At 55.6% G+C, this 25,534-nt stretch carries 25 protein-coding genes and 2 tRNA genes; 15 read left to right on the forward strand and 12 right to left on the reverse strand.

The window, feature by feature from the left end; all coding sequences use genetic code 11:
• Window positions 1–158: 158 nt before the first annotated feature.
• The 7 genes from ppsA to A3L08_RS05450 all read left to right on the forward strand — a co-directional run bounded on the left by ppsA (window position 159) and on the right by A3L08_RS05450 (window position 7,348).
• A complete protein-coding gene (gene ppsA / locus A3L08_RS05420; RefSeq protein WP_088854047.1) occupies window positions 159–2,510 on the forward strand; it encodes a phosphoenolpyruvate synthase in 2,352 nt (783 codons plus the stop codon).
• Window positions 2,511–2,644: 134 nt separating this feature from the next.
• Window positions 2,645–4,054, forward strand: coding sequence for an MATE family efflux transporter (locus tag A3L08_RS05425; protein WP_088854048.1), 1,410 nt, complete (start codon window positions 2,645–2,647; stop codon window positions 4,052–4,054).
• A gap of 43 nt (window positions 4,055–4,097) precedes the next feature.
• Window positions 4,098–5,519, forward strand: coding sequence for an MATE family efflux transporter (locus A3L08_RS05430; RefSeq protein WP_088854049.1), 1,422 nt, complete (start codon window positions 4,098–4,100; stop codon window positions 5,517–5,519).
• Window positions 5,520–5,588: 69 nt separating this feature from the next.
• The gene (upp, locus tag A3L08_RS05435; RefSeq protein WP_088854050.1) at window positions 5,589–6,257 is read left to right on the forward strand and encodes a uracil phosphoribosyltransferase; all 669 of its coding nucleotides are present in this window, start codon (window positions 5,589–5,591) and stop codon (window positions 6,255–6,257) included.
• Window positions 6,258–6,348: 91 nt separating this feature from the next.
• Window positions 6,349–6,436 (forward strand) — tRNA-Leu (locus A3L08_RS05440).
• Between the two features lie 233 nt (window positions 6,437–6,669).
• Entirely contained in the window at window positions 6,670–6,957 is a 288-nt protein-coding gene (locus A3L08_RS05445) for a DUF357 domain-containing protein (protein WP_088854051.1), read from the forward strand.
• Between the two features lie 10 nt (window positions 6,958–6,967).
• Window positions 6,968–7,348: a DUF555 domain-containing protein gene (locus tag A3L08_RS05450; RefSeq protein ID WP_088854052.1), complete on the forward strand. Its 381-nt coding sequence runs from the start codon at window positions 6,968–6,970 to the stop codon at window positions 7,346–7,348.
• Here the strand turns inward: A3L08_RS05450 and A3L08_RS05455 are convergent, their stop codons facing one another.
• On the reverse strand, window positions 7,349–8,272 hold the full coding sequence (locus tag A3L08_RS05455; protein WP_088854053.1) for a hypothetical protein: 924 nt from the start codon (window positions 8,270–8,272) through the stop codon (window positions 7,349–7,351).
• 114 nt (window positions 8,273–8,386) lie between these two features.
• Between A3L08_RS05455 and pyrG the strand changes: the two genes are divergently transcribed.
• Window positions 8,387–9,988 carry a glutamine hydrolyzing CTP synthase gene (gene pyrG, locus A3L08_RS05460; RefSeq protein ID WP_088854054.1) on the forward strand — a complete coding sequence of 534 codons (1,602 nt, stop codon included), beginning with the start codon at window positions 8,387–8,389 and terminating at the stop codon, window positions 9,986–9,988.
• Window positions 9,989–9,990: 2 nt separating this feature from the next.
• Here pyrG and A3L08_RS05465 read toward each other — a convergent pair whose 3' ends face one another.
• Entirely contained in the window at window positions 9,991–10,881 is an 891-nt protein-coding gene (locus A3L08_RS05465) for a DUF2189 domain-containing protein (RefSeq protein WP_088854055.1), read from the reverse strand.
• A gap of 129 nt (window positions 10,882–11,010) precedes the next feature.
• Between A3L08_RS05465 and A3L08_RS05470 the strand changes: the two genes are divergently transcribed.
• Window positions 11,011–11,403, forward strand: coding sequence for a 30S ribosomal protein S8e (locus A3L08_RS05470; protein WP_088854056.1), 393 nt, complete (start codon window positions 11,011–11,013; stop codon window positions 11,401–11,403).
• Between the two features lie 5 nt (window positions 11,404–11,408).
• Here the strand turns inward: A3L08_RS05470 and A3L08_RS05475 are convergent, their stop codons facing one another.
• The 3 genes from A3L08_RS05475 to A3L08_RS05485 all read right to left on the reverse strand — a co-directional run bounded on the left by A3L08_RS05475 (window position 11,409) and on the right by A3L08_RS05485 (window position 14,435).
• Window positions 11,409–12,323 carry a zinc ribbon domain-containing protein gene (locus tag A3L08_RS05475; protein WP_232461671.1) on the reverse strand — a complete coding sequence of 305 codons (915 nt, stop codon included), beginning with the start codon at window positions 12,321–12,323 and terminating at the stop codon, window positions 11,409–11,411.
• Between the two features lie 167 nt (window positions 12,324–12,490).
• Window positions 12,491–13,567, reverse strand: a complete 1,077-nt coding sequence (locus A3L08_RS05480) for an NOG1 family protein (RefSeq protein ID WP_088854058.1) — start codon at window positions 13,565–13,567, stop codon at window positions 12,491–12,493.
• Between the two features lie 61 nt (window positions 13,568–13,628).
• Window positions 13,629–14,435 carry an MBL fold metallo-hydrolase gene (locus A3L08_RS05485; protein WP_088854059.1) on the reverse strand — a complete coding sequence of 269 codons (807 nt, stop codon included), beginning with the start codon at window positions 14,433–14,435 and terminating at the stop codon, window positions 13,629–13,631.
• 56 nt (window positions 14,436–14,491) lie between these two features.
• Between A3L08_RS05485 and A3L08_RS05490 the strand changes: the two genes are divergently transcribed.
• Genes A3L08_RS05490 through A3L08_RS05500 form a run of 3 tightly spaced genes read left to right on the forward strand, consistent with a single transcriptional unit; the run spans window position 14,492 to window position 17,663 of the window.
• Window positions 14,492–15,307 (forward strand): undecaprenyl-diphosphate phosphatase, encoded by an 816-nt coding sequence (locus tag A3L08_RS05490; RefSeq protein WP_088854060.1) that lies wholly within the window; start codon window positions 14,492–14,494, stop codon window positions 15,305–15,307.
• Window positions 15,304–16,563 (forward strand): bifunctional sugar-1-phosphate nucleotidylyltransferase/acetyltransferase, encoded by a 1,260-nt coding sequence (gene glmU / locus A3L08_RS05495; RefSeq protein ID WP_088854061.1) that lies wholly within the window; start codon window positions 15,304–15,306, stop codon window positions 16,561–16,563. Before A3L08_RS05490 ends, glmU begins: the two co-directional genes overlap by 4 nt.
• On the forward strand, window positions 16,560–17,663 hold the full coding sequence (locus A3L08_RS05500) for a DUF835 domain-containing protein (RefSeq protein WP_088854062.1): 1,104 nt from the start codon (window positions 16,560–16,562) through the stop codon (window positions 17,661–17,663). The genes glmU and A3L08_RS05500 overlap by 4 nt, the downstream gene beginning before the upstream one ends.
• Before the next feature lie 4 nt (window positions 17,664–17,667).
• Here A3L08_RS05500 and A3L08_RS05505 read toward each other — a convergent pair whose 3' ends face one another.
• Window positions 17,668–18,843 carry a CBS domain-containing protein gene (locus tag A3L08_RS05505; RefSeq protein WP_088854063.1) on the reverse strand — a complete coding sequence of 392 codons (1,176 nt, stop codon included), beginning with the start codon at window positions 18,841–18,843 and terminating at the stop codon, window positions 17,668–17,670.
• A 135-nt stretch (window positions 18,844–18,978) separates the two neighbouring features.
• Between A3L08_RS05505 and A3L08_RS05510 the strand changes: the two genes are divergently transcribed.
• A tRNA-Ser gene (locus tag A3L08_RS05510) sits at window positions 18,979–19,064 on the forward strand.
• A 141-nt stretch (window positions 19,065–19,205) separates the two neighbouring features.
• On the opposite strand, the gene map is transcribed toward A3L08_RS05510, so the two are convergent.
• Window positions 19,206–20,093 carry a type II methionyl aminopeptidase gene (gene map, locus A3L08_RS05515; RefSeq protein WP_088854064.1) on the reverse strand — a complete coding sequence of 296 codons (888 nt, stop codon included), beginning with the start codon at window positions 20,091–20,093 and terminating at the stop codon, window positions 19,206–19,208.
• A 95-nt stretch (window positions 20,094–20,188) separates the two neighbouring features.
• On the opposite strand from map, the gene A3L08_RS05520 reads away from it, so the two are divergent.
• Both A3L08_RS05520 and A3L08_RS05525 read left to right on the forward strand, forming a co-directional pair.
• Entirely contained in the window at window positions 20,189–21,670 is a 1,482-nt protein-coding gene (locus A3L08_RS05520) for a TrkH family potassium uptake protein (protein ID WP_088854065.1), read from the forward strand.
• Window positions 21,667–22,527: an energy-coupling factor ABC transporter ATP-binding protein gene (locus A3L08_RS05525; protein WP_088854066.1), complete on the forward strand. Its 861-nt coding sequence runs from the start codon at window positions 21,667–21,669 to the stop codon at window positions 22,525–22,527. The genes A3L08_RS05520 and A3L08_RS05525 overlap by 4 nt, the downstream gene beginning before the upstream one ends.
• On the opposite strand, the gene A3L08_RS05530 is transcribed toward A3L08_RS05525, so the two are convergent.
• From A3L08_RS05530 to A3L08_RS05545, 5 genes are all read right to left on the reverse strand, one after another.
• Window positions 22,481–23,308 carry a hypothetical protein gene (locus tag A3L08_RS05530; protein ID WP_088854067.1) on the reverse strand — a complete coding sequence of 276 codons (828 nt, stop codon included), beginning with the start codon at window positions 23,306–23,308 and terminating at the stop codon, window positions 22,481–22,483. The genes A3L08_RS05525 and A3L08_RS05530 overlap by 47 nt on opposite strands.
• Window positions 23,309–23,311: 3 nt before the next feature.
• Window positions 23,312–23,845, reverse strand: coding sequence for a class IV adenylate cyclase (gene cyaB / locus A3L08_RS05535; RefSeq protein WP_088854068.1), 534 nt, complete (start codon window positions 23,843–23,845; stop codon window positions 23,312–23,314).
• Window positions 23,842–23,988 carry a hypothetical protein gene (locus A3L08_RS09890; protein WP_232461672.1) on the reverse strand — a complete coding sequence of 49 codons (147 nt, stop codon included), beginning with the start codon at window positions 23,986–23,988 and terminating at the stop codon, window positions 23,842–23,844. The genes cyaB and A3L08_RS09890 overlap by 4 nt, the downstream gene beginning before the upstream one ends.
• A complete protein-coding gene (locus A3L08_RS05540; protein ID WP_232461673.1) occupies window positions 23,985–24,377 on the reverse strand; it encodes a HepT-like ribonuclease domain-containing protein in 393 nt (130 codons plus the stop codon). Before A3L08_RS05540 ends, A3L08_RS09890 begins: the two co-directional genes overlap by 4 nt.
• A 72-nt stretch (window positions 24,378–24,449) precedes the next feature.
• Window positions 24,450–25,487, reverse strand: coding sequence for a lysyl aminopeptidase (locus A3L08_RS05545; RefSeq protein WP_088854069.1), 1,038 nt, complete (start codon window positions 25,485–25,487; stop codon window positions 24,450–24,452).
• Window positions 25,488–25,534 lie beyond the last annotated feature (47 nt).

Here is a 25,534-nt window from a genome sequence, read left to right on the forward strand (position 1 = left end):
ATCGTTTACGCTGGGGAGGGTTATGCCCTCCTTGTTTTTAAATGGGCACATTCGACTCCTTTTTCATTTCTGTACGCCAGAGAACAGCCTTGGATAGTTAATTTTAAAAGTGGTCCCCCGATATATCACCCGCAGTAAACAATTGTGGAGGGATTCGCATGAGCGAATACAAGTTTATAAGATGGTTTGAGGAGCTTGGAAAGAACGACGTTCCCCTCGTTGGTGGAAAGGGTGCCAACCTCGGAGAAATGACCAACGCGGGAATACCCGTTCCGCCCGGGTTCTGTGTCACCGCTGAGGCCTACAAGTACTTCGTCGAGAATGTCAAGCTCGAAGACGGTACCGTCCTCCAGGACTGGATTATGAACATCATAGCCCAGACCAACGTTGATGACTCAAAGCAGCTTCAGGAGAACACCGCCAAGATCAGGCAGAAGATAATCGAGCTCCCGATGCTCCCCGAGATAGCCAAGGAGATAGAGGACGCTTACAAGAAGCTCAGCCAGAGGTTCAACAAGGACGCCGTTTACGTCGCGGTTCGCTCCTCAGCTACCGCCGAGGACCTTCCGGAGGCTTCCTTTGCCGGCCAGCAGGAGACCTACCTCGACGTCTACGGCGTTGACGACGTCATAGACAAGGTCAAGAAGTGCTGGGCCAGCCTCTGGACTGCCAGGGCTACCTTCTACAGGGCCAAGCAGGGCTTCGACCACAGCAAGGTCTACCTCTCAGCCGTCGTCCAGAAGATGGTCAACAGCGAGACCAGCGGTGTTATGTTCACCGCCAACCCGGTCACCAACGACAGGAGCGAGATCATGATCAACGCCGCCTGGGGTCTCGGTGAGGCCGTCGTCAGCGGCAGCGTTTCCCCGGACGAGTACATTGTCGAGAAGGGCACCTGGAAGATAAAGGAGAAGTACATCGCCAAGAAGGAAGTTATGGTCGTCCGCAACCCGGAGACCGGCAAGGGTACCGTCTACGTTAAGGTCGCCGACTACCTCGGGCCGGAATACGTCGAGAAGCAGGTTCTCACCGACGAGCAGATCATAGAGGTTGCCAAGATGGGTGCCAAGATCGAGGAGCACTACGGCTGGCCGCAGGACATCGAGTGGGCCTACGACAAGGACGACGGTAAGCTCTACATCGTCCAGAGCAGGCCGATAACAACGCTCAAGGATGAGGTTAAGACGGAGGAGGCTGAGATGACCGAGGAGATGAAGGTTCTTCTCAAGGGTCTTGGAGCTTCACCCGGCGTTGGTGCCGGTAAGGTCGTCGTCATATTCGACGCCAGCGAGATTGACAAGGTCAAGGAAGGAGATGTCCTCGTCACCACCATGACCAACCCGGACATGGTTCCGGCCATGAAGAGGGCAAGCGCCATCGTCACCGACGAGGGCGGAAGGACCTGCCACGCCGCCATCGTTAGCAGGGAGCTTGGCATCCCGGCCGTCGTCGGTACCAAGGAGGCCACCAAGGTCCTCAAGGACGGCATGCTCGTCACCGTTGACGGTACCAGGGGTGTCGTCTACGAGGGCATAGTCAAGAGCCTCGTTAAGAAGGAGGAGGAAGAGAAAGCAACCGGTGGCCAGGTCGTCGTTGCCGGTGCCCCGCTCGTCACCGCCACCGAGGTCAAGGTCAACGTCTCAATGCCCGAGGTTGCCGAGAGGGCAGCTGCCACCGGCGCCGATGGTGTTGGTCTCCTCAGGGCCGAGCACATGATCCTCGGCATCGGTGCCCACCCGGTCAAGTTCATCAGGGAGGGCAAGGAGGAGGAGCTTGTTGAGAAGCTCGTCGAGGGCATCAGGAAGGTCGTCGAGGCCTTCTACCCGAGGCGTGTCTGGTACAGGACCCTCGATGCCCCGACCAACGAGTTCCGCGAGCTTCCGGGCGGAGAGGACGAGCCGGAAGAGAGGAACCCGATGCTCGGCTGGCGCGGAATAAGGCGCGGTCTCGACCAGCCGGAGCTCCTCAGGGCCGAGTTCAAGGCCATCAAGAGGCTCGTCGACGAGGGCTACGACAACATAGGCGTCATGCTCCCGCTCGTCAGCCACCCCGAGCAGATAAGGAAGGCCAAGGAGATAGCCCTCTCAGTTGGCCTCGTCCCGCACAAGGACGTCGAGTGGGGTGTCATGATCGAGACCCCGGCCAGTGCCCTCATCATCGAGGACCTCATCAAGGAGGGCCTTGACTTCGTCAGCTTCGGCACCAACGACCTCACCCAGTACACCCTCGCCATCGACAGGGATAACGAGCGCGTCTTCAAGCTCTACGACGAGAAGCACCCGGCAGTGCTCAAGCTCATCGAGAACGTCATCAAGACCTGCAAGAAGTACGGCGTCGAGACCAGCATCTGCGGCCAGGCCGGAAGCGACCCGAAGATGGTCAAGCTCCTCGTCAGGCTCGGCATCGACAGCGTCAGCGCCAACCCGGACGCGGTCGAGCTCGTCAGGAAGACCGTCGCCAGGGAGGAGGCCAGGATCAGGCTCGAGGCCGCCAGGAAGGCCCTCGAGTGAAGCCTTCCGGCTTCCTCTTTTCTACTTCGTTTTGAGTCTGTATCGTTGTTCTGGTTATAATGGGACTGCATCTTGGTAGCTGGCTCTTTTATCCACAACAAACTTTTTATACCAACGTTTCGATAGCCGTCTCAATGAGGAGCGAGAAAGTTGAAGCCATGCGCGAGCAGATCCTCAACGGCCCGATAGTCAAAACGCTCATCCTGTTAGCATACCCTCTGATAATCAACCAGCTCGTTCAGGTCCTCTACAACCTCACCGACACGTTCTGGCTCGGTAAACTTGGCAGGACTGAACTTTCCGCCCCGGGAACTGCCTGGCCCCTCGTGTGGTTCTTTATGAGTATAGGCATGGGCTTTGCAACTGCTGGCTTCGCCTTCGTGAGCCAGTACGTCGGTGCCAGGGAATACGATAAGGCGAATCGCGCTGCTGGAGCGCTCTATTCCCTCATGCTCATCTTCGCCACAGCAGTTGGCATAACCGGAGTGCTTCTCGCCCCCCAACTGCTCCACCTGATGAACGTCAGCGATACCATCTACCCCTACGCGCTCAGCTACACTAGGGTCATATTCGGGGGGATACCCTTCTCCTTCACCCTCTTCGCCTTCAACTTCCTGCTGAGGGCGGTTGGAGATACGAAGACACCGGTCAAGATAAACATCGCCACGGTAATCCTTAACATAATCCTCGACCCCTTATTCATCTTCGGCTGGGGGCCGTTTCCAGAGCTCGGCGTTGTCGGAGCGGCGATAGCGACGATGCTCTCCAACACGGCCGGTTCCATAGTAGGCGGCTACCTTCTGTTCACGGGTAAGGTGGGAATTCACATCACCCCTGAGACCCTGAAGCCGGATTTCAACTTCTACTCCCGCATCTTCCGCGTCGGCCTTCCGGCGAGCATCGGTAGCTCAACAACGGCTTTGGGCTTCGTTATTCTGACGAGGGTTATCTTTACAATCGGAAAGCTCTACGGCCAGGCTCACGGCATCCCCAACTTCGAGGACGTTGCTTTTGCCACATACAGCATAACCAACCGCCTAACGAACTTCATGTTCGCCTTCTCAGATGGAATCAGCATGGCCATGGGAACTATGGTTGGTCAAGCCATAGGGGCGAAGCTCTATGACAGGGCAAAAACCATAGCCGAGAAGACGATGGTCATAAACTTCACGATACTCGGCGTTGGAACGCTCCTCTTCATATTCTTCCGCGTGCCCATCTTCAGGTTCTTCATAAATGACCCGGCCGTCATAGCCGAGAGCGCCAAGGTTGTGAAGTACTTCTCGGCATCTCTGCCCTTCTTCGGGATCTTTGCAGCGGTAAACAACGTCTTTCAGAGCGCAGGACAGACAAAGAAGAGCATGGTGCTCGGCATGGTGAGGCTCTGGGGGATAAGGCTCCCGCTCAGCTACGGTCTCGGGGTTCTGATGAGAGACACCGCCGGGATGTGGCTTGGGATGGGCCTGAGCAACGTCATTGGGGCGGTGGTTGCCCTGGCTTGGTTCCTGAGGGGAAGCTGGATGAAGGCAATAATCGAGGAGTAGCTTTTTATTGGCGCATTTCGACTACTGTCTAACTGTGGTGCTGATGGAGCGCGGAAAACTGCTCAGAATGCGCGAGGAAATACTCAACGGCCCCATTGAAAAGACACTCCTCAAGTTAGCATATCCTCTAATCGTCAACAACCTCGTTCAGGTTCTCTACAACATAACGGACACATTCTGGCTTGGAAAGCTCGGGAGGGAGGCGTTGGCCGCTCCTGGGACCAGCTGGCCGATAATAGGAACCCTAATGGCCCTCGGCATGGGCTTTGCAACGGCCGGCTTTGCCCTCGTCGGCCAGTACATAGGCGCGGGGAACTACGAAAGGGCCAACCGCTCCGCTGGAGCGCTCTACTCGCTCATGCTCCTCTTCTCCACGGCAACCGCCATAATAAGCCTGGCCATCCTCCCCTACGCGCTCCGCTTCATGAAGGTCACACCCAACGTCTACCCATACGCAAAGGCCTACGCGCAGGTGGTCTTCGCCGGCGTACCACTGTCATTCTCCTTCATGGCGTTCTCTGCCCTCATGAGGGCTTCTGGAGATACAAAGACGCCCGTAAAGATAAGCATGCTTACCGTTGGGATGAACATAGTCCTCGACCCGATTTTCATATTCGTCCTTGGGCTCGGCGTTGAGGGAGCGGCGATTGCCACGGTTCTCTCAAACGGCACTGGAGCCATAATCGGCGCGAAGATTCTGACAAGCGGGAAGGCCGGCCTGCACCTCACGCGCGAGACCATGAAGCCTGATTTCGGGTTTTACAGGAAGATATTCCACGTTGGCCTTCCGTCGGCCGTTGGCCAGTCAGCGGACAGCTTCGGCTTCGTCGTCCTCACAAGGATCATCTACGGCTACGGCGACGTGGTTTACGCTGCCTACACCATAACCACCCGCCTCGTCAACTTCATAACGAGCATAGCGAGGGGCGTTAGCATGGCCATGGGGACGATGATAGCCCAGAACGTTGGGGCCGAAAACTACGGGAGGGCCAAGAAAATAGCTGAGAGGGCAATGGTGATTAACTTCCTCATAGCGAGCTTTGCGATAGTTGTTATCGGCCTCTTCCGGGTTCCCGTTTTCAGGGTCTTCCTCGACGACCCAGCGGTTATAGCCCAGAGTGAGTACGTGCTCAAGTACTTCCTCATCTCCGTGCCCTTCTTCAACGGGATATTCGTCGTAGTCACGAGGACCTTTAGCTCAGCAGGCCACACAAAGAAGAGCATGTTCCTCAGCATGCTGCGCCTCTGGGGCCTCAGGATTCCGCTTAGCTACGCCTTCGGCTACGTCGGTGCTATAACGGTGCTCGGCCTCACGATACCACTGGCGAAGCTTTTCGGCTTCACGAGCAAAGGCGTATTCTTCGGGATGGGCATGAGCAACTTTCTGGCGGCGCTGGTGGCTCTAGCATGGTTCATGCGTGGAACCTGGATGAGGCGCATTATCGAAGATGAATCAAAAAAGTGATACATTGATGGCGAAATTGGCAGGCGGAAGTCTAATAAACCCTCCGCCGAAGTTCTGCCGGTGAGACTCATGAAGAGAGACGAACGCTGGGAAGGTGTCTACTCCTTCGAGGACAGCCCGTTCATCATGGAGATTCTGACTGAGCTTCGCGACGAGAGAACGGGGCCAATAGCCTTCAGGAAAGGCCTTGTAAAGCTGGGAAGGTACATGGCCTACGAGCTGACGAAAACGATGGAGGTTGAGAAGGTTCCTGTGAAGACACCCCTCGAGGAGACGGAGGGGGTTCTCGTAAAGGACAGGCGAAACGTTGTCATAATAACCGTTCTCCGCGCTGCGATACCGTTAATGGAGGGCCTTATCAAGGTTCTCGACCACGCGCGCGTCGGCATCGTCTCCGCCTCGCGCGGAAAGGCACCGAAGTTCGAGATAGAGATGAATTACGTTAAGATTCCAGAGATAAAGCCGGAAGACACTGTTATAGTCGCCGACCCGATGATAGCAACGGGCTCGACTCTCATTAAGGTTCTCGAAGAGGTCAAGCGCTACGGGAGGGCCAAGCGCTACGTTGTAGTGGGCGTTTTAGCGGCCCCAGAGGGAATAAGCAGGATAAAGGAGGCCCACCCGGACGTCCAGATTTTCGTGGCGGCTATAGACAGGGAGCTGAACGAAAAGGGCTACATACTTCCGGGCCTCGGTGACGCCGGCGATAGGGCCTTTGGGGCACCGGTGAAGCTCTGATTCTCGTTTCTATCATTTTCTGGTGGCGTTTATCCTTGGGACACGTTAAATTTATAAGCTCGCCGGGATTTATTATTCTCGAGCCCTCCACGCGGGGGTTGCCGAGCCTGGTCAAAGGCGGTGGACTCAAGATCCACTCCCGCAGGGGTTCAGGGGTTCAAATCCCCTCCCCCGCACCATTATAGCCCTTTCTGACGAGAGCGCTGGCGGAAGATAGAGTCTAATTAAATGTGTTAAACTCCCTGACACTTTCTCCTTGAACACATCACGACTGACCTTTTGCTCTTTCATGGGGAAGGGCACTCTTTAATCAAACTTTGTGGAGCAAAGTTTGTTTGATGGAACTTTGCCCTGCAAAGCCACAGGATAAGGTTTATAAGACAGCATCCCAACCACTCGTGAGGCGAGACCGGTGGGGCGGGAGATAACCGAGGAAAAGCTCCAGAAGTACTTTAGAATCACAGAAGAGGCTCTGAGAACCCTTGAGGTTGCGGTTCATGAGAAAAGCCTGCTCTGGGTCGCCGCACAGGATTTTCTGACGATGGCGAAGAGCTATTTTGAGGACGCCAAATATTACTACGAGAAGGGCGACTACGTCACAGCGTTCGCGGCGCTGAACTACGCCCACGGCTTTATCGATGCGGGCGTAAGACTCGGAGTTTTCAGGGGAGAGGATGACCGACTTTTTGCCTTCGGCTGAGGTGAGAAAGATGGGAGACTACGTCGTCGTTTTGGAGGCGCCGATAATAGTGAGGGACGTTGAAACGAGCGAGGATGCGATAAACGTCGCCGTTTCCAAGGTCGCAAAGGCGCTCAACAAGGAGAAGCTCGACTTTGTGAGGGTTGAAATAGGCTACTCCCAGTGCCCCGTCTGCGGGGCCCACTTCGAGAGCGCCTTCGTTATTGGATCGGTCGGGCTCGTGGGCATGTATCTGACCATAAAGGTCTACAACGCTCAAACTGTGGAGCACGCCGAAAGGATAGCTAAAGCGGTCATAGGCAAGGCCCTCAAGAAGGTCCCCCTCAAGGTCTACGAGATAAGGGAGCTGACCGAGGAAGACGAGGGAGACGGCGTCGAGCTGGGGGAGTGATCAGACTTCCCACTCTATCCCCCGCTTTTCTTCCCGTTCCAGGGTCTCTACACCATCCAAATATACGACCAGCGCCCCAACGCTGTTGAGGACATATCTTGGTATCCCAATGGCCAGCATTATCAGGAGCGTCCCGATCCCGAAGTAGTATTCGTACTGGAAGGCCACCAGGAGATCCACTATCCCTGCAAGGAGGCCGAGGACGAGGTAGCCGCCTGTGTTGTTCTTGAAGATCCTCCATATCTCCCCCACTGGCCCGATCTTGCGCTCAAAGTAGTATACCGGTATCACAAGGGCAAACGCCGGCGCCGTCAGGATCACCACCAGTATTCCGCCGAGGGGCCCGAGTATCGCCATCGGGACGGCCAGCAGGATCAGCACTGCAATGATGGCAACGAACATCACGAACTCCGATGCGACCAAGGCAGGGAGAGCACGGAAGCCTGAGAGGATGGATCTCTTGAGGGACACTTCACCGCCATTGGTGATGCTCACCGCGCCTTCGACCAGGGCGTAGCTGAATGCCAGCAGCGAGAGAAAGACCCAGACCACGAAGAGGACGAACTTCGGCAGCTCCTTCCCAAGGTCTTCCCTGGCCCTCAGGTACTCCTGGTACGTGTCGCGGTAGACGCTCATGCCGCAGCATGAGACTGTGGACTCGTTGGGGCGGTAGTTTTCATCGCTGCACTCCATACCCTGGCTGCCAAAGAACTCCGGATCGGTATCGTAAACGGTGTGGCATACTATCGCTTCATTTTCCTCTTCCATTTGCTTTTTGATCTCCTTTATCTTCCCGTAGTCCTCGAGAAATCCTGCGATGAACGGGAAAGGAACGGCGTAGGTGAGAAGCACCGAGATCAGCAGGAGGGCCAGCAGTTTCTTACTCCTGAGCGTTTGTCCCAACTCAACCTCATGAGTCTCCATGTTACATCGCTTTGTGGTGTGTTGTTGAATCCATTTAAGCTTTTCCCCGCGCTTTCGACAAAGCTTTTAAGCATTCGCCAATCAAGGAACGACATAACCCCTGGAGGTTTTGCCATGGCAAAGTTCATCTTCGTCACGGGTGGTGTGGTCAGCGGCCTCGGAAAGGGAATAACGAGCGCCTCCCTCGGAATGCTCATGAAGGCGCGCGGATTTAGAACGACGAACATCAAAATCGACCCCTACATCAACTACGACGCCGGGACGATGAACCCCTACCAGCACGGTGAGGTCTTCGTCCTCGACGACGGCGGCGAGGTTGACCTCGACCTCGGAAACTACGAGCGCTTTCTGGATACCAGCCTGAGCTTCGACCACAACATAACCACTGGCAAGGTCTACTCCGCCGTCATCGAGAAGGAGAGGAAAGGCGAGTATCTCGGCGCCACCGTTCAGGTCATCCCGCACATCACCAACGAGATAAAGGAGCGCATCAGGAGAATAGCAAGGGACTACGACGTCGTTGTGGTGGAGATAGGCGGAACCGTCGGCGACATCGAGAGCATGCCTTTCCTTGAGGCGGCGAGGCAGATGCAGATAGAAGAGGGCAGGGAAAACGTCGCCTTCGTCCACGTCACCTACGTGCCCAAGCTCCGCGTTGTGGGCGAGCAGAAGACCAAGCCAACCCAGCACAGCGTCAAGGAGCTGCGCTCCCTCGGAATCCAGCCGGACGCAATAGTCGCGCGCTCCGAGGAGCCGCTTGAAGAGTCCGCGAGGCTCAAGATAAGCCTCTTCACCAACGTCCCAGACGAGGCGGTTATCAGCGCCTACGACGTCGAGGACACCTACGAGGTTCCCCTCATGCTGGAGAAGGAGGGACTCGCTAAGTACCTCACCAAGAGACTCGGCCTCCCGGAGAAGGAGCCCGAACTCGAAGCATGGCGCGAGATGGTTGAGAAGTACAAGAACCTTGAGGACACGGTTGAGATCGCCATTGTCGGTAAGTACGTCAAGTTAGCGGACTCCTACCTGAGCATAAAGGAAGCGTTAAAGCACTCCAGCGTCGCCAACGGCGTGAAGGTGAAGATCCGCTGGATAGAGGCTGAGGAGCTTGAAAAAGCTGGAACAAAGCTCCTCGAGGGCGTCGATGGGATCATCGTCCCCGGTGGTTTCGGTGCGCGCGGCACAGAGGGCAAGATGATGGCAGTGAGATACGCCCGCGAGAACGACATTCCGTTCCTCGGCATATGCTTCGGCTTCCAGCTCACCGTCGTCGAGTTCGCTAGGAACGTCCTCGGACTCAAGGGTGCGCACTCAACGGAGATAGACCCGCAGACGCCTTACCCGGTTGTGGATTTAATGCCCGAGCAGCGCGATCTGGACAGGCTTGGTGGAACGATGCGCCTCGGTGCTTATCCTGTTCACATAAAGCCCAACACCCTTGCGAGGGAACTCTACGGCAGGGAGATAGTCTACGAGCGCCACAGGCACCGCTGGGAAGTAAACCCGGAGTACATAGAGCAGTTTGAGAAGGCTGGGCTGGTGTTCAGCGGAATAGCCGGCGACGACGGCAGGAGGATGGAGATACTGGAACTTCCAGAGCACAGCTACTTCATAGCGACCCAGTTCCATCCAGAATTCAAGTCGAGGCCGATGAACCCTGCCCCAGTTTTCAGGGGCTTGGTAAAAGCGGTAAAAGAGAAGAAGTACGAGAGCTGACGTCAGAAGTCCATTCCAAGCTCGGCCAGCTCTTCGTCCACTTTTTTCAGTTCTTCCATTCTCTGCAGTTCTCTGTAGAACGCAACCCCAGCGACCCAGATGAACGTGGAGAGGAGGGCGTTGAACGGGGCTTGGAGGAGTGCCGAGACGTAGGTCCCCGCGTCTGAGGTGAGGAACAGCTCGGTTATGAACGCTATCGGCGCGGATACCATTGCTATTCCAAAGATTCCGACCCACACCAGAAGGCCGAAGCCCATGCTCGAAAGTACGTTTCTGAATACCAGCCCGAACGCCTCGAAGGCTGCCCCAATGCTGCCTCTGTCAGCGTAGAGAGGTATCGCGAGGGCGGACAGGGAAGTAACGAGCGCTCCGATGAGAATCAGAAGGACAATTCCAACGAGGATGAGAACCCCGCCTACGGGAAGGGTCAGGACTCCCGCCACAATCGGGATGAAGGCAATCCCGATGAACGTAAAGGCGATGAGTGAGTAGACCACGTTTATCACGAACACGCCGGGGAAGTGCCTCACGCCGTCCAGGATGAGGTCTCTTAGGGCCCTCTCCTCCCCCGCCAGATAGGCGAGTGCCCCCTTGGCAACGCTGTACTCAAAGATCGAGCTCAGGACTATCGAGATGAGCAGGTACACTGCCAGGCCCTTCATGAGCTGGAGGAAAACGTCCATCTCGTCCTCGTTTAGGAGGCTCCCGTATTCCTCCACGATGACACTGCCCTTCTGTATAGACGTCTGGTTCTGCTCGAAGGGTATCTCGTTAGGGACGAGGTAGGCTCCCATTGGGGCCAGTATGAGTGTGAGTATGAGCGCCAGCAGGTAGAGCTTTTTGTTCGCCAGTATAAGCGAGAAAGTTTTTACGAAGGCGTCAACCGCTCCCATCACACCACCCGTGAGAGTAAAGCTGAAAGGTTTAAAATCTTTTTGGATGCCTCTAGAAAAGCTTATAAACGGACTCCCGAAAGTGGCGATAGGTTGTAAAACTGATGTCAATCTCATGAGGTGAGAAGAATGGCCATCTGGCAGGGAAGATCACTTAAGAAGCCCTCAGGCGGAAGGATTATCCTCGCGAGGAAAAAGAGGAAGTACGAGCTTGGCAGGGAGCCGGCCTTCACGAAGGTTGGCGAGGACAGGGAAAAGAAGAAGATAATCAGGACCTACGGCGGCAACAGGAAGGTCCGCCTCGTTGAGGCCCTCTACGCCAACGTCTTCGATGGCGGAAAGGGCAAGAAGGTCAAGATCCTTAACGTCGTTGAAAACCCGGCCAACAGGCAGTACGTCAGGAGAAACATAATCACCAAGGGCGCCATAATCGAGACCGAGGCCGGCAAAGCTATCGTCACCAGCAGGCCGGGTCAGGACGGAGTTGTCAACGCCGTTCTCATAAAGGAAGAGAGCGCCTGATGGTGCTACCGCCCACAGTATGGGCAGAACTCGAGATGGATGGGCTTTAGGGCCCCGCAGTGTTCACATTTTTCTTTCAACTTTGCACCACAGTTCGGACAGTAGAGGTAGTCATCTTTTACGGGAAAGCCACAGTTGTAGCATCTTCCCTGGGCGATTCTCCTCTTGTAGACCCTCTCCGGCCTGAAGTATTCCCTCCTGATGTAGTAGAGGGCGGCAAACGTCGCGAGGGCCCCGAAGAGGCTCAGGCCTATGGTGTGTACTGTGTCCCATATTGCGGACAGTATCAGGTAGAGCAGGAGCAGGGAGGAGTACGTGACAAACGATGACGTATAGATGTTCTTGTACCTCCTGAGGAGCAGCAGAGACGCGGCAAAGAGGGACAAGACGAAGGTCAGCTTCAGGATCAGAACCTTGAGCCTGTATGCCTGATACGCGCGGTTGTACTCTCCGTTCGCCTTGATTTCCAGCTCCCGGATTCTGGAGTTGAACTCCTCGAGCTGAGAATGGACTTTCTCGTAGGCACTTTTCGCACCGAGGTACCTGCGGTAGGCCATCTCGTAGGATTCCTTTGCAGTCAAATATTCATCCTCCAGCTGTTTAAGCTTCTCCCCCGTAACGTTCCCGCTCTCCAGTGCCACCCGGTATTCCTCCCTCCTGAAGAGGTAGAGCCTCTCTGCCTCCGTCAGGTTGGACTCCGTCCCCTTGTAGACCTGGAAGAGCTCCTTCTCGAGCTTCGCCAGGCGGCTCTGGTTCTCGTAAAGGTCAGGTATCCCATATTTCTCCTGATAGTACCCATAATCCGGCCTCAGAGGGACGTTCTCAAGCTCGCGGAGGAAGTTGATGCTAGCCACGAGGAGAAACGCAACGAATAAACTCGCAAGTATCTTCTCAATCCTAGAGTATTCCACATGTCTCACCTAATAAGAATACGTGCTCAAAGTATATAACCCCTCCGACGGGAACCTTTACGTCACATTTTTGGCACGTTATGAAACCTGCAAGAGGGAGTATGCTGCAACAGGCCTTGTGAAAAGGGTGGAAGCGCGAAAATAGGAAGAATTGGTGGGGCGAAAGTGTGAGGGGCTCAAAACTCCTCTTCCCTGTACTTCCTGAGTTCCCGCTCCATGATCTTCCTCGCCTGTTCCTCGACCATCGGCTTAACCAATTCGACGACGCGCCGCTTTAGTTCATCAAGCCCCTCGCCGTTGAGCGCCGAAATCCTCAGCGGTTCGAGGCCCTTGGCCATAACGAACTCCTCGATTGCCTTTATCTTCTCCTCGTCTGCAATGTCCACCTTGTTGAGCACCACTATGAACGGAAACTCCCCGAACTCGCGGTGGATCTCCTCGAAGAGGTGGATCTGCTCCTCTATCGGGTAGCCGCAGTACTCGCTGGGGTCGAAGATGTAGACGATGACCTTTCCGAGGTGCTTCAAAGCGAGTATCGCCTGCCTCTCCACCTCGTTCCTCTCGCTGAGCGGCCTGTCAAGAAGGCCAGGTGTGTCTATGACCTGGTACTTGAGGTGGTGCTCCTCAAACTGGCCGACGTTTATGCCCTTGGTGGTGAAGGGGTAGCTCGCCACCTCGGGCTTCGCGTTGGTCAATGCCCTCAGGAGAGTGCTCTTGCCCACGTTCGGGTGGCCTGCTATGACCACAGTGGGAAGCTCTAAATCGACAACTGGAAGATCCTTCAGCACATTCCTCGCCTGGTTGAGGTACTCGAGGTCATCGGCGATGCTCTTTATGACATCCGCGACGCGGCCGTAGAAGCTTCTCCTGACCTTGGCTATCTCAGCTGGGTCCCTAAGATAGCGTATCTTCTCGACGTGGCGCTTTTCAAGCTCCCGTATCGTTTTTATTGCCCAGTTGACCCTTCCAAGGGAGCGGTGGAACTGGTCCCTGTCGACCAGAGTGTCCACAAGCTCGCGGTAGAACTCAGGCAGTTCTGAAACACCGGGCGTTCTGTCAAGGAGCTTTCTGAGGTTATCCCTTACGACGTTGGAAACTGTTCTAACGCGAAGCTCCTCCCTCTCCCTCGCCTTGGCCCTTGGTCCCCCTTTGGGTGTGAGGGCTGAGGCGGCCTTCTCCGCCCTTCTGAACGCCTTGTCGATGAGCTCGTCAGCGGTAAGAACCGTCGGCATCTTTTCGAAAGGGTTCTTCATCTCTCTCACCTCTCCTTTCTCTCGCGATGCTTAGCTTTTCGGCCGGGTATTTAAAGGTTCGCTAAAACTCGATGGTCTTTCCCACGTGGAGGTGCTCCACTCTCTCTCCGAGCTTTGCCTTCAGGTATGCGTAGGAGTCAACGCCCGTGCAGTGGCCGGCGTAGAGCTTCTCTGCATCTATCTCCTCTGCCACTTCGTCCAGGATATCTCTCTTGGCCCCTATGAGGTGGAACCCCCCTATAAGGGCCTTAACCGGCTTCCCGGCGACGTCTTCTGCGTGCCAGGCTATGTTGAGGACACCTGAGTGCCCGCACCCAGTGACCACGGCGACCTTTTCACCAAGGTCTACTATCAGCGTCATGTCATCCGGGACGGCGTCCTTCACGAGCCTCTCCTCCTCTTCAACGTATCCCACAGCCCTGTCCCACGTGCGCCTCGCTATCTCGCCCGAGCTCCAGAGGCCAGGTGCAAACTCGAAGGGCTTCCCGTTTAAAACGAACTCCGCCCCAAGTTCTTCAAGCTCCTCTTTGGTGAAGGGTATTCCAATCTCCCTCCTGTGCGGCTTGAGGGCCACCCTACGCCTGAAGATTTCCGGGTGTGCGATGACCTTAACCGGCCTTCCCCTTGCCTTGAGGAAGTCCTTCAGCCCGCCGGTGTGGTCGTAGTGACCGTGGGTTATGAAGACGTAGTCGATGTCTCCAGGCCCGACTCCAAGCTCCCCCATGTTGCTGAGGAGAACCCTCCCATCTGTCCCGGTGTCAACGAGCACATTAACTCCGTCCAGTTCCACCAGGGCTGAGAAGCCATGTCCTCCGAGAAGGCCCTTCTTAAAGCCAGAGTGGTTCTCATATAGGATGGTTAGCTTCATCCAAAATCCCTCGAAAAGTTTATGTTCCAGCTCGTTAAAATCCTTTTGTGGTTACCATGGTAGCATCTCTGGATTATATTTCGCCCCTAATCTCTGGAATCATCGTGGCCCTGACGTCGTGGTTTCCCATAGGGTCCGGCGGGTACGCCGTCTCACGCCTGCTCGAGGCTGTAGCTCCTGTGTACGGTGATTACCTCGTCCCCTCCTACATGGGGGTTATCTTCGCGGTTCTTTTCTACTTCAAGGATCTGATAGGTCCGGACACCCAGAAAGCCCTCGTAGGTCGCTTCAGCTCCACCATCAAGTATTTTGTCTACGCCGCGATATTCACCGTGCTCGTGGGATATCCCCTCGCCCGTGGACTGGGGGGTTCCCTGGGCCCCAGAACCTCCGATCTGGTAAACGCCGTCATAGGCGCCGGGCTGGTGGTTGTGGGGGTGATATACTGGAAGCACCTCAGAGCGCCCCTTGAAGATGTTGAAGAGCGGGTAAGGGAGGACGAGGAGGACACCACCCTCATCGACGCCCTTATATCGGGGGTAGCTCAGGGGGTTGCCCTCATCGGGGGCATCTCCAACGTGGGGCTTGTTCTCCTGGGGCTTTCAAGCACTGGCATCAATATAAAAAAGGCCCTGGAGCTCACCTTCGTCGTTGCCCCAATCTACCTAACCATGAAACTCCTTTTTATGGGTGGCGGGAGCCCGGAGCTTCCGGTGTCCCTGCTCTTCACAGCGTTCGTGGCATCCTTCATCACGAGCATCCTCACAATGAGGGCCCTGCTTAAGGCCGCCGAGGCCTTGGGGAGAGAGACGTTCCTCGTCCTGTTCGGTTCGGTGTCCATCATCGTCTGCCTGATGGGGGTGATAATTTGAAGGGGGTTATTCTTGCCGCGGGTAAAGGTGAAAGGCTCCGTCCGCTCACGGACGACAGGCCGAAGGTCATACTGAAGGTCGCCAACAGACCTATAATCGATTACGTGCTTGAGAACCTCGACCCGTTTGTGGACGAGTTCATAGTCGTAGTCCGCTACGAGAAGGAGAAGCTGATAAAGGCCCTGGGCGACGAGTTCAACGGGAAGCCGATAACCTACGTGGAGCAGCTGCCAGGAAAAGGGACGGCAAAGGCGATAGAGTCCGCGAAGGGAAGCGTTGGGGACGAGGAGTTCATCGCAGTCAACGGGGACATATACTTTGAGATAGACGGCGTTAAGGAGCTTGTCTCAACCTTCAGGAAGGAGAAGGCCGATGCGGCTTTGCTCGTCAAGGAGTTCGACGACCTGAGCCAATTCGGCAAGATAGAGGTTGAAGGGAACCGTGTTAAAGCCGTTCTTGAGAAGCCGGGGAGGGTTTCCGGCTACGCCAACCTTGGGGTCTACATCTTCAGGCCAGAAGTGTTCGAGTTCATCGAGAAAACTCCCCTGAGCGAGCGCGGGGAGTACGAGATAACCGACACCCTCAATCTCATGATTGAGGAGGGGAAAACCGTTGTGTATGCCCCCTACTCAGGTTACTGGAACGACATAGGCCGTCCCTGGAACCTGCTCGAGCTCAACGAGTACCTGCTCAAGACCAAGCTGAGGCATTCAATAAGAGGCATAGTCGAGGAAGGGGCAACGATAGTCCCGCCTGTGGAGATAGGTGAGGGGACGGTAGTCAGGAGTGGGGCCTACATAATCGGTCCCGTCAAGATAGGGAAGAACTCACGCATAGGGCCGAACTGCTTCATAAGGCCCTACACGAGCATAGGCGATAACTGCCATGTCGGCAACGCTGTGGAAATAAAGAACTCCATAATAATGGACAATTCCAACGCGCCGCACCTCAACTACGTGGGCGACTCCATAATCGGCGAGAACTCAAACCTCGGTGCCGGAACGATAACAGCAAACTTACGGCACGACAGGGGCAACGTCAGGGTTGAAATCAAAGGAAAGCTCGAGGACAGCGGGAGGCACAAGCTCGGGGCGATAATCGGCCACGGAGTTAAGATAGGCATAAACGTGAGCATCTATCCTGGAAGGAAGATAGGCAGCGGTTCCTTCATAGGGCCTGGCGCAATAGTTGACAGGAACGTTCCTCCAAAGAGCCTGCTTATCGTCAAACAGGAGAAGGAGGTGCGCACGAGATGACGTGGGACACAATAATCGCATACCTCAACATCATCTCCAGGTGGGCACTCTTTATAGCCGTTCTCCACAAAGCCTACCAGACGAGGGAGAAGGGGTGGGCACTCCTCACCACCGCCTTCTTCATCGATGTGATGGACATAGAGGACTACGTCCTCGGCCCGCTTGGGATGACCATTAATTCCCGCGCATATGAAGTGGCTTCAACAATCCCCAACTTCTTCATTGCGATACTCCTCGTCTGGGGCGCAATCCATCTCAAATACGGCAGTAGTAAGCTGAAGCACGTCCTCTACATCTCAGGCGTAACGGTTGTGGCATACGTCTGGATCTTCCTGCTCGCAACTGACCTCATAGAGAGCCCCTCTATCCGTGCCTCAGTCCCCTCTTTACTATTCGGGCTGGCCTCCATCTACTTTGGGAGGGTGCTCCTGAACTACGTGGTCTCGTCGCACTGGATTGAAAAGCTATTCCCGTGGGGGCTTATTCTCCTTGGTGCACTCAACTTAATCTATCCCATTGCGAGGTTCATCGACTGGTTTGCACCGATAGGGTTCCTCTTAGGGGCAGTATTCAGGTTTATCGCCGCAATTGGAGCCCTTAAGTTCGTGTTCTATCCCGTAAGTCCTGTAACTTCCGAGACAGAGCTTGACATAAAGCCAGGTGCTTTCATGCTCCGCTCCAAGGAAGAAGTTCTCTCCAAGTTCGGAGAGTTCTACGCAAAGCCCGGAACCGTTTTAGTCACAAGGGAGGATATCAAGGAGCTTTCCCAGCGGGCTCATCCCGAGACGCTAGTGTTCTGGATAACCCGCTCCGCAGAGGGCAAGCTGAGTGAGTCGCCAACGGTCTACGCCACAAGCCCGACAAGGATAGACATCCTCACGGACCTCATAGCAAAGGCAGTGAGCCAGGGATATCACGTGGTTTACATAGACGCCTTTGAGTACCTGATGCTGGAAAACAGCTTTGAGAACGCGGTCAAGTTCCTGCTCAACGTCAAGGACAGGGTTATAAGCTCGGGCGGGACGCTGATACTCGTTATCAACCCAGACACTCTCACAGAAAGACAGAGGAAGATAATAGAAAGGGAGTTTGGCGAATAAGGCCTCACATGAGGCCCATCTTTTCTATAAACCTCTTGTAGTAGTGGGTGTCCTTCTCGAGCTCCGCCTTCTGGAGAAGCTGTCTCTCTATGGCCCTGAGGGCGTCGTGGACAGCCTGGATTGCACCCCAGGTTTCACCTGTGGCTACGAACACTCCCCTGTCGGTCACAACTCTCATCCTGGCTTGGTAGAGGTGCACTCCCCTGAACTTCTCGGGGAAGCGCCTTATGTAGAGGTAGATTATGCCCTCCTGGCCGAGCAGGTCCTCGTAGCCGTCGACGAAGCGCCTGACGTCCTCGATTATTCTCTCCCTGGTGAAGTCGCTGAGTATCTCCGCGTCTCCGCCGAGCTGGAGGTAGAAGCGCGCCTCCTTCTCGACCATCCTTGATATTGGCAGGAGTAAATCCTTGACGGTTAAGATCCCCACGACCCTGTTGTCCTCGTTGACCACCACCAGTCCGTCGATGTCGTTGTCCTTCATTGTGGCAACGGCTTCCCTGACCTTTGCGTCGGGAAGAATAGTTATGACACCCCTTATCATAACGTCGCGGAGCTTCATGCTGAAGGGGGGTATCTTCTCTCCAGCCACTTCGCCGGCCTGCGCCTTAAAGCGCGGCTTGATGAACCTTATGATGAGGTCGTGGAGGGTCACCAGTCCCTCGAGCTTGCCCGCCTCGTTTACGATGGGTATCCTCGATATGGCATGGTCGCGCATCGTGGCGAAGGCCTTGGCGACGGTGTCGTCCGGCTTGAGGGTTATCACGTCCTTGGTCATGAACTCCTCTATCTTCCTCTTTCCGAAGTCTCCCTCTGAGACCCTCTTGAGAAGCTCTATATCGCTTATAACACCGATGATTTCAGCCTTGCTTTCCCCAACCGGGAGGGAGCGCAGGTCAACCTCCATCATGAGCTTGGCAGCCTTGCTGAGGTCCTCATCGGGCTTGATAACGGGGGCAGGTTTGTAAACGTCCCTAACTTTCGCCTTCGTTGGATCCCACTTGAGGTGGGATCTAATTATCAGGTCCTGGGTCAGGACTCCTTTGTACAGGTTCCCATCGAACACGAGAATCAGGTCAGGGTCTTCCTTCTCGAATATTCCGATCGCCTCAGAAAGCGGGGCGTCGATGTCTATCTTCTGGAACCTGTCGGTCATAACCTCCTGCACAAGAATACCGACCATGCTGCCACCTCCTTTTCATTCTTATTAAGGCACTCACTAATTTAAACCTTTGCAACCCGGAGACTTTTAGTTAATCGATGTTAATAAATTTTTCGCGGAAAGATTTATAAAACCGGAGCGGGAACTCAAAACCGCGCCGGGGTAGCCTAGCCTGGGAAGGCGCGGGACTCGAGATCCCGTGCGCTCTGCGCACCAGGGTTCAAATCCCTGCCCCGGCGCCATCTGCCGAGCCCGAGAGGGTTTCCTACCCTCCTTCCCCCTTCCGTTTGCCGAGCGGGGATTAATCTAAAACAAAACCAGCTATTTTGCATCGTAGACTGTATGCTTCTTGGCTACGAACCCTATAAGGAAGAAGAGGAAACTCAGGTGGTGACGTAAGCCCCGTCCTTCTCGACTATGACTGTGTGCTCGAACTGCGCCACCATCCCTCCGCGGACTTCCCTGAGTATCGGGTAGCTGTATATGGCCCCAACTCTGTCCAGCTGTGCCAGGGCAAGCTTGAGCTGTCCCTCCGGCATGAAACCCTGGAGCCAGCGGTAGGCGAAAGGCAGCGTGTTGTACTCCCTCTTGATGTGCATGAGCAGTCTCCTTGCCTGGGCCATCCTGACGGGCCTGTCGCGCACGTACATGAAAATAAGCGCCGGTGGAACCTCTATAACCTGCCCGGCCCCGGTGGTCGCGAAGGGCTCTATCGCTATGACGTCGCCCTCCTTCAGCTCGTAGGTGTCGTTGGGGCGGTAGACGTTGGGTATGCTTACCCCGGCGTGGAGCTTGTAGCGCTCTATCTTGTGGCCGCTGAGGTTCACTATCGGATTGAACCCCTTTCCACGTATGGCTTCCTCTATGGCCTTTCCAATCTCACTTATCCTAACCCCTGCCCTGACGGTGGCTATTGCGTCCTCGAGGGCCTGCTTTGCCGCTTCCATCAGCTCGTCTTCCTCCATTCCAACGCGGAAGGTGAGCGCGGTGTCGGCCACGTAGCCGTCTACGTGGACTCCCAGGTCGACCTTCAGGTAGTCCCCCTCCTTAAGGACGCTCTCGTCCCCCTTATATGGCGTGTAGTGAGCCGCTATCTCGTTTATCGAGAGGTTGCATGGGAAGGCTGGTTTTCCCCCGAGTTCGACTATGCGCCTTTCGACGAACTCCGCGATGTCGTACAGCTTTGCTCCGGGTTTGATCAGGTCGACCACTTCCTTCTTGACCTGCCTGGCTATCTCGCCGGCCTTTATCAGCGCCTCCCTTTCGTCCACTTCTTATCACCATAACGGGGAAAGCGCCGGTTCCCTTAAACCTTTCCACGGGAAAACCTTTTATTCCCTGTGAGCGCTACCCCTACGGTGGGCCTATGCTGGAGCTCGGCAAGCACATCAACATCTCGGATGACCTGTTCGTCGTCAAAAACCTCATCGGCTCTATCCTGCAGGGCGTTGGAATCGCCTACCTCATCCCCGTGCTCCTCGGGTGGTTTTATCCAGAGGAGATCAAATACGTTGTTTACTTCGCCGCCCCGGGAGTGTTCAGCATACTACTCGGGGCGTGGCTGAGCAGGCACATGGGGAAAATCGAGGACGTTAACCTGAGGCAGGCCATGGTGTCGGCCGCCTTCACGTGGCTCTTTGCCTCCGCGATAAGCGTTATCCCGTTCATGGCGATAGCCCACATGTCCTTTGTCGACTCGTACTTTGAGAGCATGAGCGCATGGACCGGCACGGGGCTCACAATGATGAGCCATTTGGAGAGCTACCCTCGCATACTCCTCTTCTGGCGCGCCTGGATGCAGTGGCTCGGTGGTATCGGTATAGTCCTCGTTGCACTGACAGTTCTCATACGCCCGGGCGTCGCTGCAGCGAGGCTTTATAGGGCCGAGGCGAGGAGTGAGAGGATCCTGCCCAACCTCGTGAACACATCAAAGGTCATCTTCCAGATATACTTCATCCTGACGGTCGCTGGCATATACCTCTATTATATCAACGGCATGCCCCTCTTCGATGCCGTGACCCACGCCATGACCGGCCTCGGAACCGGCGGTATGAGCACCCACGACCTCAGCATCGGGTACTTCAACAGCACCGCTATAGAGGCCGTCACAATATTTCTCATGATAATGGGTGCCGTCAACTTCACCGTCCACTACAAGATGTTCGTGAACAGGCGCCTGAAGCCCTTCTTCGAGGACATTCAGGTCAGGTACATGTTCTTCTTCCTCGTTCCTACGGTGGCCATAACGGCCTACAGCCTCCTCCAGATTGGGGATACCCCTGCAGATTCCATCCGCCAGTCCGTTTTCCACGCGGTCTCGGCCATTACCTGTACCGGTTTCGGGATTGCTGACCTCAGTAAGTACCCCGAGCTCGGCAAGTTCATACTGGGCATCCTCATGGTCATAGGCGGTGGAGCGGGAAGTACCGCCGGTGGTATAAAGCTCATCCGTGTCACGCTGATGTACGAGAGCCTCAAATGGACCCTCCAGCAGGCGATACTGCCGAGGGGAGCCGTCATCAAGCGCAAGGTCGGCGACTACATCTTCACAGAAGAGGACGTTCAGGAAGTCATGAGCTTCACAATGACCTACATAGCCTTCCTCCTCGTGGGGACCGTGTACACGATGATACGCATGGGGACGAGCCTCGTGGATGCTTTCTTTGAGGTGGCCTCCGCCCAGGGCAACGTTGGTTTGAGCGTTGGAATAACCTCCCCAAGCATGCCGGTCGACATGAAGGTTCTCCTTATCCTCCACATGTGGATAGGAAGGCTTGAGATATTCTCAACCCTCGTGTTCATAATAAGCGCGTTCCTTCTCGTCCCCAGGGTGGTGAAGGGCAAATGAACGTTATCACCGTGGAAGACCTGAGCTTCAAGTACCGGAGGGCCGAGAGGTACTCCCTCAGGGACGTGAGCTTCACCGTGAAGGAAGGTGAGCTTCTGGGCATAATAGGGCCCAGCGGCAGCGGCAAATCGACCCTCTGCCTGACGCTGAACGGGGTCATCCCCAACTCCATACGGGGCGAGTTTAAGGGGGATGTCATTATAAGGGATCCTCGCACGGGCGAGGAGTTCAACACAAAGGAAACCCCCGTAGCGAGGCTCTCAACGGTCGTAGGCCTGGTTCTCCAGAACCCCGAAAGCCAGCTCTTCAACATGACCGTGGAGGAGGAGATAGCCTTCGGCCTTGAGAACCTTGGCCTTGAGAGGAACGAGATCCTCAGGCGCCTCCGCTGGGCTCTGGAAGTGACAGGTTTGAAGGGCCTTGAGAAGGAGTTCCCGCCGAACCTAAGTGGTGGTCAGCAACAGCGGCTCGCCATAGCCGCCATACTGGCCATGGGGCCCTCGGTACTCGTCCTCGATGAACCAACCAGCCAGCTCGACCCTGTTGGCAGGAAGGAAGTCCTCGGCCTCGTTTCCCTCCTCAACCGCGAGCACGGCATGACCGTTGTGCTGGTGGAGCACCACACCGACTACATCCTGCGCTACGCAGATAGGGTCATGGTGATGACCGACGGGTCGATAGTGATGGAGGGGAAGCCAGAGGAAATTGCCGAGGAGGCGGAGGAACTTAGGAGGCTGGGCATCAAACTGCCTGCCGTCCTGGAGGTATCCCACGAGCTCAGAAAGAGGGAACTGCTCGATCGGGTTGTTCTCACTCCTGAGGAGCTTCTCTCCACTCTAAAATGTCCCTCACGTTGAAGCCCTCGCCGAGGATGGAGTGCTTCAGGTCGTAGAGCTTCAGGCTGAGCTCGAACCTTGCGTCCGGGTCTTCCACCTTCTCGGCCTCTTTGAAGGCCGCGTCTATGAGCTTGAGGGCCTTTTCGCGGTTCCTCTGTCCCTCAATGGACGCCATGTAGTAGAGGGCCATTGCCCTGTGGAACGGGCTCGTTATGTGCCTGAGGATAAGCATGGCCTTCTCCACGTCACCAGCGAGGTAAAAGCCCTCCGCTATGTGGGTCAGGACGACGTCGAGCTTTTCCGGATCCTTGACCATTTTCATGGCGTAGCCGGCCTTGTCCAGGAGACCTCTCCTTATGAGCTCCATGAGGATGTCCCTCACTATGTTCGCCTCATCGCCGGCCAGGTTTATGGCCGCCCTGAGGGCCATGTCACCGTTGAGTTCATCGTTGAGCCTGTAGAGGAGAACCGCAAGGTCCGAGAGGAGAAGCGCACGGTACCTCTTGTTGAAAAGCCCGTTCACTGCCGGGACGAGATTTTTAATTCTCTCCTTTGTCTTTTCGAGTTCGTAGTCGGTTAATCCGCCATTTTTCTCCGCCTCATCGAGGCTCTCTGTTATGGTCCTTATTATCATCCTCAGCGCGAGGTAGAGGTTGTGCTCCTTCCCGAGCGCCTCGAGGAGGGGTATGGTATCGTCTATCCTGCCCTCACTCAGATAACTCTCTATCTCCTCGAGCACTTCAAGCTCGGAGCGCTTCTTCTCCCCGCGCGGGTCTCGGAAGAATTCGTCGAGCTTCCCCATGGTTCACCTCCTTTCGAGTAGCAGTTCCAGGTAGGAGCGCCTCTCGAAACGCTCGACGCCCAGCTCCTTGAGTATACCCCGCAGCCTCTCAACGGTCTCCTCGACGGCTCTTTCGTTCTCTGCGAGGGCCTCTATCTCGATGAACTTGCCGAGGCCTTCAACCTCGTCGAGCGCTATGATTATCCCCTTGTCCACGTAGTATTTCTCCCTCACCTTCTCGACGGTCAGAACCTCCTGGAACCCAAGGCGGGAGAGTATCTCCGAGTGCTTGTCGGGGTCACTTATGGGAACCTCTATTTCCCTTCTCGTCTTGGAGTTCGGGTCAATCTTAGGCCCCTTGTACGTCAGAAACGCCTCGAAGTGTCCGTTGAAGCGCCTCACCCTTATCCTCAGTGCTTCGTCAGTCTCGGTGAAATCCCTGCACGGGTGCTGGAAGTAAGTGTCCTCGTGGTACTCGCGCCTTATCAGCTCGAAGTCCTCCCTAACCCTCTCGAAGATTTTATCGTCCGCATAGCCCTTAACCTCAATCTCTATCACGAAACCACCCCCAGGTTTTCCTTCAGTCTGGCTTCGCAGGAGGGGCAGTATGTTGCCCCCTTGATGTCGGTGTCTACTATCGAGTTGGAGAAGTCGTCAACGATGTACTCTTCAACACTCCCTATGGGCACGATGAGCATCATGTCAACCCCTCCAGATGGGCCAGGACGTCCTCGACGAACTTCGCGTACTCCTCCATGTCCCTGAAAGCTATCTCATCGTTGACGAGGTCGTAGTCGTATATGAGAACCTCCCTGAGCTGGGCCAGAAAAGTCGCTTTCTCCGCTACGTCCTCGGGGATCAAACCTTTCTCCCTGAGCGAGGCGACGACATCCCCGTAGGAGATGGCTATTACACCGTGCTCTTTAGCCCTCTCCGCTAGTCCCTCGAGGACGAGCCCTATGGCGAACTCCAGTCTCTTGTATATCCCGTCCTTCGCGAGGCCGAGAGATTTAAACTCCTCCAGCGACGGGGGCATTCCCTTCCTGATGGCCTCAATGCTCTCCAGAACCTTCTCTCTCAATCTCCCCACCAGTACATAATATGACGGTATGGGGTATAAACTTTTCCCGGTGGGAAATTGAAAGGTAGAAAAAGAAGAAGCTCACGGGGTAAGGTCCATAGGTTTAAGCTCCTCGAGGAAGTGCTTCGCGAACTCAATGGTCTTCTCGATGTCCCTTAAATCAGCGGTCTCGACCTGGCTGTGCATGTACCTTATCGGGACGCTCAGAACTGCGGTGGCGACGCCCTCGCGATTTATCTGCATTATGTTGGCATCGGTTCCGGTCGGCCTAGGGCTGGCCTCGACCTGGAGCGGTATGTTGTACTTCTTAGCCACCTCATCGGCGAAGGCGCGAATCTTGGGGTTGATGTTCGGTCCGACGTCCATGACCGGCCCGCCGCCGAGCCTGGGAACGATTTTGCCCTTGTCGCCGACCTGCTTGGCGAAGGTAACGTCCATGGCTATGCCTATCTCTGGGTCGATGGCGTAGCTCGCGACGCGCGCTCCCCTGAGGCCAACCTCTTCTTGGACGCTGGCGACGAAGTATATGTCAGCCTCGTGGCTTTCGAGCCTCTTGGCGGCCTCTATCATGGTGTAGAGGCAGACCCTGTCGTCGAGGTATGGGGTGGCTATGCGGTTCTCATTGAGCTGGACGAAGGCCGGAGCGAACTCGCCTACGGTGCCAACGCGGAAGCCAAGCTCCTCGGCCTCCTCCTTGCTGTCGACGCCTACGTCAACGACTATGGTGTCCCAGTCAGCGGCCTTCTTCCTGTCCTCCGGCTTCTGGAGGTGCGGAGGTATATGGCCGACGACGCCGAAGCGCTCGCCCTTCTCGGTGAAGAAGCGGATCCTCTGAGCGACGAGCGTCCTTGGGTCAACTCCTCCAACAGGAACGACGTGGAGGTAGCCCTCCTTGTCTATGTGGTTGACCATGACTCCAATCTTGTCCATGTGAGCGGCTATCATTATCTTTGGCCCGCTACCCTTCTTGTGGGCTATGACGTTGCCAAGCTTGTCAGTGTATATCTCATCAACGACCGGTTCCAGCTCCTCTATAACGACGTCCCTTATTCCAAGAAACTCGTAGCCGGAAACGCCCGGCGTTTCAACAACCTTCCTGAGCAGCTCTATGTCCACCATGGCTTTTGCCTCCTTTAGATTTCCATCTGAATGTATTCGGCCGGCTT

This window comes from Thermococcus pacificus (genome assembly GCF_002214485.1).
Taxonomy (GTDB): Archaea; Methanobacteriota_B; Thermococci; order Thermococcales; family Thermococcaceae; genus Thermococcus; species Thermococcus pacificus.

Bases quoted from the DNA above. Each gene is read 5' to 3' on its own strand.
- ppsA (WP_088854047.1), top strand. From the start codon at position 159: ATGAGCGAATACAAGTTTATAAGATGGTTTGAGGAGCTTGGAAAGAAC.
- A3L08_RS05425 (WP_088854048.1), top strand. From the start codon at position 2,645: ATGAGGAGCGAGAAAGTTGAAGCCATGCGCGAGCAGATCCTCAACGGC.
- A3L08_RS05430 (WP_088854049.1), top strand. From the start codon at position 4,098: ATGGAGCGCGGAAAACTGCTCAGAATGCGCGAGGAAATACTCAACGGC.
- upp (WP_088854050.1), top strand. From the start codon at position 5,589: ATGAAGAGAGACGAACGCTGGGAAGGTGTCTACTCCTTCGAGGACAGC.
- A3L08_RS05450 (WP_088854052.1), top strand. From the start codon at position 6,968: ATGGGAGACTACGTCGTCGTTTTGGAGGCGCCGATAATAGTGAGGGAC.
- A3L08_RS05455 (WP_088854053.1), bottom strand. From the start codon at position 8,272: ATGGAGACTCATGAGGTTGAGTTGGGACAAACGCTCAGGAGTAAGAAA.
- pyrG (WP_088854054.1), top strand. From the start codon at position 8,387: ATGGCAAAGTTCATCTTCGTCACGGGTGGTGTGGTCAGCGGCCTCGGA.
- A3L08_RS05465 (WP_088854055.1), bottom strand. From the start codon at position 10,881: ATGGGAGCGGTTGACGCCTTCGTAAAAACTTTCTCGCTTATACTGGCG.
- A3L08_RS05470 (WP_088854056.1), top strand. From the start codon at position 11,011: ATGGCCATCTGGCAGGGAAGATCACTTAAGAAGCCCTCAGGCGGAAGG.
- A3L08_RS05480 (WP_088854058.1), bottom strand. From the start codon at position 13,567: ATGAAGAACCCTTTCGAAAAGATGCCGACGGTTCTTACCGCTGACGAG.
- A3L08_RS05485 (WP_088854059.1), bottom strand. From the start codon at position 14,435: ATGAAGCTAACCATCCTATATGAGAACCACTCTGGCTTTAAGAAGGGC.
- A3L08_RS05490 (WP_088854060.1), top strand. From the start codon at position 14,492: ATGGTAGCATCTCTGGATTATATTTCGCCCCTAATCTCTGGAATCATC.
- A3L08_RS05500 (WP_088854062.1), top strand. From the start codon at position 16,560: ATGACGTGGGACACAATAATCGCATACCTCAACATCATCTCCAGGTGG.
- A3L08_RS05505 (WP_088854063.1), bottom strand. From the start codon at position 18,843: ATGGTCGGTATTCTTGTGCAGGAGGTTATGACCGACAGGTTCCAGAAG.
- A3L08_RS05520 (WP_088854065.1), top strand. From the start codon at position 20,189: ATGCTGGAGCTCGGCAAGCACATCAACATCTCGGATGACCTGTTCGTC.
- A3L08_RS05525 (WP_088854066.1), top strand. From the start codon at position 21,667: ATGAACGTTATCACCGTGGAAGACCTGAGCTTCAAGTACCGGAGGGCC.
- A3L08_RS05530 (WP_088854067.1), bottom strand. From the start codon at position 23,308: ATGGGGAAGCTCGACGAATTCTTCCGAGACCCGCGCGGGGAGAAGAAG.
- A3L08_RS09890 (WP_232461672.1), bottom strand. From the start codon at position 23,988: ATGATGCTCATCGTGCCCATAGGGAGTGTTGAAGAGTACATCGTTGAC.
- A3L08_RS05545 (WP_088854069.1), bottom strand. From the start codon at position 25,487: ATGGTGGACATAGAGCTGCTCAGGAAGGTTGTTGAAACGCCGGGCGTT.